Annotated in this window: 6 protein-coding genes; 4 read left to right on the top strand and 2 right to left on the bottom strand. The window is 70.2% G+C overall.

From position 1 onward, the window contains the following. Positions 1-46: 46 nt before the first annotated feature. Together B2W79_RS17435 and B2W79_RS17440 are read right to left on the bottom strand one after the other, a co-directional pair. Positions 47-1,582 (bottom strand): ABC transporter substrate-binding protein, encoded by a 1,536-nt coding sequence (locus B2W79_RS17435; RefSeq protein WP_292791845.1) that lies wholly within the window; start codon positions 1,580-1,582, stop codon positions 47-49. Between the two features lie 132 nt (positions 1,583-1,714). Then, positions 1,715-3,076, bottom strand: a complete 1,362-nt coding sequence (locus tag B2W79_RS17440) for an MFS transporter (RefSeq protein ID WP_292791848.1) — start codon at positions 3,074-3,076, stop codon at positions 1,715-1,717. A 151-nt stretch (positions 3,077-3,227) separates the two neighbouring features. On the opposite strand from B2W79_RS17440, the gene B2W79_RS17445 reads away from it, so the two are divergent. The 4 genes from B2W79_RS17445 to B2W79_RS17460 all read left to right on the top strand — a co-directional run bounded on the left by B2W79_RS17445 (position 3,228) and on the right by B2W79_RS17460 (position 7,031). Next, positions 3,228-3,878, top strand: a complete 651-nt coding sequence (locus B2W79_RS17445) for a GntR family transcriptional regulator (RefSeq protein ID WP_060922906.1) — start codon at positions 3,228-3,230, stop codon at positions 3,876-3,878. 8 nt (positions 3,879-3,886) lie between these two features. Further along, positions 3,887-4,729 (top strand): SDR family NAD(P)-dependent oxidoreductase, encoded by an 843-nt coding sequence (locus B2W79_RS17450; RefSeq protein WP_292791852.1) that lies wholly within the window; start codon positions 3,887-3,889, stop codon positions 4,727-4,729. Between the two features lie 24 nt (positions 4,730-4,753). After that, positions 4,754-5,485, top strand: a complete 732-nt coding sequence (locus B2W79_RS17455; RefSeq protein WP_292791855.1) for a hypothetical protein — start codon at positions 4,754-4,756, stop codon at positions 5,483-5,485. 133 nt (positions 5,486-5,618) lie between these two features. Continuing rightward, a complete protein-coding gene (locus B2W79_RS17460; protein WP_292791858.1) occupies positions 5,619-7,031 on the top strand; it encodes an APC family permease in 1,413 nt (470 codons plus the stop codon). Positions 7,032-7,061 lie beyond the last annotated feature (30 nt).

Below are 7,061 nucleotides of genomic sequence, written 5' to 3' on the forward strand. Positions count from 1 at the left end.
CATCGCGATGCTGATCGCCACCCGCCGGAGGACGGAGAGGACCACGTCAGCCCTTCAGCTGCGCGCCCTCGAGGTGCAGCTGTCCGCCGCCCTCGACCCACACGCCGTCGACCGCCGTGCTGGTGGCGGTGACGACCGTCGACTGCAGGGGCACGATGAGCGGCACCTGCTCGTTGATGATGGTCTGCACGGTGCCCCACTTCTCGGCCCGCGCGGTCTCGTCCGGCTCGGCCACAGCATCCGCGAACGCGGTCTGGAAGTCGGGGTCGACCCAGTTGCACTCGCACCGCCCCTCCAGGTAGAAGTTCAGCGAGTAGGCCGGCTCGGGCGGCGTGGACTGGAAGTTCGGCACGATGTACCCGGGGTAGCTCTTGCCCGCGGGGTAGAACGCGTCGACCCAGGTGCCGATGTCGTTGTTGTCGATGATCAGCGTGATGCCGATCTCCTTCAGGCTCGCCTGCAGGATCTCGCCGCTCGTGTTCCACTCGGGGTACTGACCGGCCACGCCCCACCAGGTGAGCGTGCTGCCCTCGGTCACCCCGGCCGCGGCGAACAGCTCCTTCGCCTTGTCCAGGTCGTAGGAGTAGTCGGTCAGCTCGCCGCCGAACCAGGGGTTCACCTCGCCGAGCGCGTTGTTCGTCGGCGAGACCGTGCCCTGGCCGTAGTAGGCCGCGTCGAGGATGGCCTCGCGGTCGGTCGCGTAGGCGAGGGCCTGCCGGGCGCGTACGTCGTCGAAGGGCGGCGACGTCGTGTCGATCTCCCACGACGGCCACTGGCTCGGGTTCTCGGGCTTCACCAGGGCGATGTCGCCGCCTTCCAGACCCGCCACGTCGCCCTGTGGCACGGACCACAGCACGTCGATGTCGCCGGAACGCAGACCGGTGACCGCGGCGGTGGACTCGGCGGCCTTCACGATCGTGATCTCGTCGAGCGCCGGCGCCTCGCCGAAGTACTCCGGGTTGGGGACGAGGGTGAGGCTGTCGTCCGGCGTGAAGGCGTCCACGACGTACGGACCGGTGCCGATGGGCTCCTTGTCGATGGTGTCGAGCGCGTCGACGTCGATCATCTTCACCCAGACGATGCCCGCGGGGAAGGTCGCGATGGGCTCGGACAGGGTCACCACGACGGTCTTCTCGTCCGGGGCGGTGACGTCGGTGACCATCGAGATCTTGTTCTTCTCCTGCGTCGCCGTCTCCGGGTCGAGGTAGTAGTCGAACGCGGCCACCGCGTCGTCGGCGGTGAAGGCCTCGCCGTTCGAGAACGTCACGCCGTCGCGGAGGGTGAACGTCCAGGTCTTCTGGTCGGCGGACGCCTCCCAGCTCTCGGCGAGATCGCCGACGATCTCGCCGGACTCGTCGGTCTTGGTGAGGCCGTTCCACAGCAGCGGGAACAGCACCTCCTCCCACGCGAACGTGCGGATGGCGGGATTGAGCTGCGGGATGCCCTGCGCGGCGGCGACGGTGAGCGTGCCGCCCTCCTGCGCCTGGCCGTCGGGGGTGGATGAGGTGCTGCAACCAGCGGTGATGAGCGCGGCGGTCAGCAGCACTGCTGCTCCGCCGAGCCGAACACGACGACGCGACATGGGTGCCTCCAAGGTCGGGTGGTGCTTCGGGTAAGGGTGTTGCGCTATAGCATGTAGCAAAAGCGGAGGGGCGTCTAGAGCGAACCGGGCCGGCGGGGTCACGTTCTCGTCACGACCGCCGACCCGGCCCGGTCATCGCCGGGCGGTGGACGCCTCGACGGCGAGGTCGGGCGCCGTCGTGAAGTCCGAGCGGCGGCTGAGCACGAAGGCGATCGTCGCCCCGAGCAGCGTGAGCCCCGAGATGAGGAGCAGGCCCCACACCGCCGACCCCGTGGTCTCGCTGATCCAGCCGATCGCGTAGGGTCCCGCGAAGCCGGCGAGGTTGCCGACCGAGTTGATGAAGGCGAGGCCGGCCGCGGCCGCCGTGCCGGTGAGCACCATGGGCGGCAGGCTCCAGAACAGCGGGGTGGTCGAGAAGAGCGCCGACATCCCGACGCACAGCGCCGCGAGCGCGAGCACCGGCGTGCCCTGCGCCGCGACCGCCGCGATGAGCGACAGGGCGGTGATGCTGAGCGTGATGCCGATCTGCAGCGGGATGTTGCCCTGCTTCCGGGCGGCGCGCTCCCACGGCAGCATCACGAGGGCCGCGCACAGGTTCGGCAGCGCCACGAGCCACCCCGTGGTGGAGTTCGAGAAGTCGCCCATGCTCTTCACGATGGTCGGCAGCCACATCCCCAGGCCGTACGCACCGAACACGACGCCGAAGAACAGCACGATAAGCGTCCAGAGGCGGCCGTTGAGGAAGACCTCGCCCAGACGGAGGCGTCCGTGCCGTTGCTCGGTCGCCTGGGTCTCGGCGGCGAGCGTGTCGGTGATCCAGCGCTGCTCGGCGGGGTTCAGCCAGCGCGCGTCCTGCGGGCGGTCAGGGAGCCAGAAGAACACGACGAACGCGAGGAGCACGGCCGGGATGCCCTGCAGCAGGAAGACGAGCTGCCAGCCGTCCAGGCCCCACAGCCCGTGCAGCTCCAGCATCCAGCCGGACAGCGGCGCGGCGACCGCGTTGGCGATCGGGTTCGAGAGCACGAAGACGGCGAGCACCTGCGTGCGGTACTGCCGCGGGAACCACAGCGTGAGGTAGAGCAGCACGCCGGGGAAGAACCCGGCCTCCGCGATACCGAGGATGAAGCGCGCGATCGCGAACTGGGTCGCGTCCTGCACGAACGCGGTCAGCGCGGCGACGATGCCCCACGAGATCATGATGCGCGCGATCCACTTGCGGGCGCCGAACTTCTCCAGCAGCAGGTTGCTCGGCACCTCGAACAACAGGTAGCCGATGAAGAAGATGCCCGCCGCGAAGCCGAAGGCGGCCTCGGTGATCTGGAGGGCGGCGGTCATCTCCAGCTTCGCGAAGCCCGCGTTGTTCCGGTCGATGTAGGCGACGAGGTAGAGCAGTCCGAGGAACGGACCCAGCCTCCAGATCGCCTTCTTCATGGCGGCGGCTCCCACCGCGTCCTCCGCGGCGCGCGCCTGCGCGAGGGTCTCTCTGCCGGACATGACAACTCCTTCGTCATCGGTTTCGGGTTTTGCTATAGCATCTAGCACCGCGGGGTTCCTGTCCAGTCCCGGCCTCATGCCATAGCATCGACCGAGCGAAGGAGCCCCGCTCGACGAGCACCGGGCCGCGCGAGATCGAGAAGGGCCCCGGATGCGCAGCGTGTCGGATCAGAACATCGCCGAGCAGGTCACGGACGAGCTCCGGGCGGCGATCCACTCCGGAGAGCTCGCCCCCGGCGAGCGCCTCGTGGAGCGCAAGCTCGCCGACCGTCTCGGCGTCAGCCACATCCCCGTGCGCGAGGCCCTGACCCGGCTCGCCGAGGAGCGCCTCATCACCCGCGAGCCCCGCCGCGGCGCCCGCGTCGCCCAGCTCAGCGCGCAGGACCTGGAGGAGATCTCGAGCCTGCGGATCGTGCTGGAGCAGTTCATGGCGATCCGGGTGCAGGAGCGGTGGAACGACGAGTCGGCGGCGCGGCTGGAAGCCATCATCCAGGCCATGGCGGCGGCGGCTCCGGGCGATGTGGCCGAGGTCCTGCGCCAGGACCGCCTCTTCCACGAGACCCTCGCCGACCTCGCCGAGCACCGGTTCCTCGACGAGCTCAGCGCCCAGCTCCGCGGCCGGATCGCCGGGTTCATCCAGGCGGCCAACTCCGCCCTCGACCCCGCCGAGCAGGAGGAGCACGTGCGCAGCCACCAGCAGATCGTCGACGCCATCGCGACCGGCGATCCGGAGCAGGCGCGCGCGGTGATCGCCGAGCACGTGACCAGGGCCGTCCGCCGCATCACGCCGTCGGCCGAGTGAGCGCCGCCGTGGCCGCACGCACCATCGTGCTGACCGGAGCCTCGGACGGGATCGGCGCCGCCGCCGCCCGCCAGCTCGCCGGGTCCCCGCACCGCCTGCTCCTCGTTGGCCGCTCGCCCGACAAGATGCGGGCCGTGGCGGCGGAGACCGGCGCGGAGTGGTTCACCGCCGACTTCGCGCGCCTCGACGACGTGCGCGCCCTCGCCGCGCAGCTCGCGGACGCCGTGGGAGCGGCGGGCATCGACGTGCTGGCCAACAACGCCGGCGGCATCTTCGGCGACCGCACCCCCACGGTCGACGGGCACGAGAAGACGATGCAGGTGAACCACCTCGCCCCGTTCCTGCTGACGAACCTCCTGCTCCCACAGCTGCGCGCCGCCCGCGGCGCGGTCGTGAACACCTCCAGCGTCGCCCATCGCCTCTTCGGGCACCTCGACGTCGACGATCTCGACAACGCCCGCCGGTACTCGCCGAACAAGGCCTACGGCGACGCCAAGCTCGCCAACGTCCTGATGGCGAAGAGCCTGCACGAGAAGTTCCATGCTCAAGGTCTCAGCGCGGTGGCCTTCCACCCCGGCACCGTGGCGACGAACTTCGCCGCCGAGTCGTCGAGCATCATGCGCCTCGTCTACCGCACCCCGCTGCGCCGCCTCGTCCTCATCGGCAGCGACCGCGGCGGCGCGACGCTGCGCTGGTTCCTCGACGGCACGCCGGGCGAGACCTGGATCTCCGGCGGCTACTACGACGAGCGCGTCCTCAGCACCCGGGTGAACCCGCAGGTGAACGACCCGGCTCTCGCCGAGGCACTCTGGCAGCGCAGCGCCGAGCTCGTCGGCGTGGCCGGGGACTGAGCGCCCGCCGTCTACGCTGGGGCGATGGCGCGCCTCGACTGGACCCAGCTCCCTCCTGCTCTCCGAGCCCGGGTCGAGGAGTTCGCCGGTTCCCCGGTGGCCCGAGCGCAGTCGCAGGACGGCGGCTTCTCCGCGGGACTGGCCTCACGACTGACCTTCGCCGACGGACGGCGGCTGTTCGTCAAGGCGGTGCAGGAGTCCGCGGAAGGCACGTTCGCGCTCTACGTGCGGGAGGCCGAGGTGCTCGGCGCGATCCCCCGCTCCCTCCCCGCCGCGCACCTCGTCGACGCCTTCACTGCGGACGGATGGGCGGTGCTTCTCATCGAAGACGTCGAGGGTCGTCATCCGGAACGCTCGGCCACCGCGCCCGACACCGCGCATGTCCTGGATGCGATCGCCGCCCTGGCCACCGCCGAGGCGCCGCGCGCGCTTCCCCGCCTCGCCGACGAGCTGCACGAGGACTCCGGATCCTGGCGACGGCTGGAGGAGGCAGGGCTCCTGGAGACGACCACGCCGTGGTGCGCGCAGCTCGATCTCCGCGTCGAGGACGCCGCGGCCGAGGTCGGTCCCCTGCTCGATCACCCCGTCTTCGCCGGATCGACCACGCAGGACCATGTCGCCCTCCTGTCCGCCGCGGGCGGCGCCTGGTTCGAGAAGTGCCGTCTTCCCGCGCCGGACGGGATAACGACGCTCCGCGACTTCCAGCGCCGGGAAGCGGTCATCGCCACCGACTGGATCGCCGAGCTCGTCCACTGATCCCGGCGGAGCCTTGTGGCCCCTCATCCAGGGAGGTAACGTTCTACCGTTCCTGACGAGAGAGGCGACGATGCCCCGGACCGATCGACCCCGTCCCACGACGTCCGTGTGGCGTCGCAAGCCCGTCAGCGACATGACAGAGGAGTCGGGCGGGAGCGGTCTGTTCCGGACGCTCGGGCTCTGGCAGCTCACCGCGATCGGCGTGGGCGGCATCGTCGGTGTCGGGATCTTCTCGCTCGCCGGGCTCGTCGCCCACGGCGACGCGACGACTCCCGCCGTGGGTCCCGCCGTCGTCCTCTCCTTCCTCATCGCCGGGCTCGCGTCGGCGGCGGCCGCGCTGTCGTATGCGGAGTTCGCCGGCATGATCCCGCGCGCCGGTTCCGCCTACAGCTACGGCTACGTCGCGCTCGGCGAGCTCGTCGGCTGGTTCATCGGCTGGGACCTGCTCCTGGAGTACGTCGCCATCGTCGCCGTCGTCGCGATCGGCATCTCCGGCTATCTCGACGCGTTCCTCTCCGGCTTCGGGCTGGAGCTGCCGACCGCGATCACCGAGACCGCCGACCAGCCGGGCGGCGTGGTCAACATCCCGGCCATCCTCATCTGCCTGTTCGTGACGTTCCTGCTGAGCCGAGGCACCCGCACGTTCGGCCGCTTCGAGCTCGTCGCCGTCGCTATCAAGATCCTCCTCGTGGTGTTCATCGTCGTCCTCGGCGTCTTCTTCATCGACCCCGCCAACTACGACCCGTTCCTGCCGAACGGCTTTGGCCCCGTCTTCACCGGTGCCGCGACGGTGTTCTTCGCGGTGTTCGGCTACGACGCGATGAGCACGGCCGCCGAGGAGGCGAAGGACGGGCGTCGACACATGCCGAAGGCGATCATCCTGTCCCTCGTGATCGCGATGGTGCTCTACGTCGCCGCGACGCTCGTGCTCACGGGCATGCAGAACTACCAGGACATCGATCCGAAGGCGGGCTTCGCCTCGGCGTTCACGGGTGTGGGGCTCCCGGTCGTCGCCTCCGTCATCTCGGTGTTCGCCGTCGTGTCGATCCTCACCGTGATGCTCACGTTCCTGCTCGGCGCCACTCGCGTGTGGTTCAGCATGAGCCGCGACGGACTGCTCCCCGGCTGGTTCGCGCGGGTCGACCGCCGCGGCGTCCCGCAGCGGGTCACCTGGATCGCGGGGCTGGGCGCGGCGTTCTTCGCGGGGGTGTTCCCCATCCGCGCCGTCGCCGACCTCACGAACATCGGCATCCTCGCCGCCTTCGTCGTCGTCTGCGTCGCCGTGATCGTGTTCCGCTACACGAAGCCGGATGCGCCGCGGACGTTCCGGCTGCCGTTCATGCCCGTGGTCCCGATCGTCGGCGTGGGCTTCTCGCTCTTCCTCATCTCGCAGCTCCACCCCGAGACGTGGCTCCGGTTCGGGGTCTGGCTCGTGATCGGACTCGTCGTGTACTTCGCCTACAGCCGTCGGCACTCGCTCCTGAACCCGGACAGCCCCCGGCACCGCCCGGGCACGACTTCGGAGACCCCCGGCGACACGCCGTAGGCGGGGCCGGGGGGGCGGGGGGGCGGCCCC

Origin of the sequence: Microbacterium sp. UBA7513, from assembly GCF_002478345.1 — a bacterium.
GTDB lineage: Bacteria > Actinomycetota > Actinomycetes > Actinomycetales > Microbacteriaceae > Microbacterium.

Coding starts and splice junctions, on each gene's coding strand:
- B2W79_RS17435 (WP_292791845.1), bottom strand. CDS start 1,582: ATGTCGCGTCGTCGTGTTCGGCTCGGCGGAGCAGCAGTGCTGCTGACC.
- B2W79_RS17440 (WP_292791848.1), bottom strand. CDS start 3,076: ATGTCCGGCAGAGAGACCCTCGCGCAGGCGCGCGCCGCGGAGGACGCG.
- B2W79_RS17445 (WP_060922906.1), top strand. CDS start 3,228: ATGCGCAGCGTGTCGGATCAGAACATCGCCGAGCAGGTCACGGACGAG.
- B2W79_RS17455 (WP_292791855.1), top strand. CDS start 4,754: ATGGCGCGCCTCGACTGGACCCAGCTCCCTCCTGCTCTCCGAGCCCGG.
- B2W79_RS17460 (WP_292791858.1), top strand. CDS start 5,619: ATGACAGAGGAGTCGGGCGGGAGCGGTCTGTTCCGGACGCTCGGGCTC.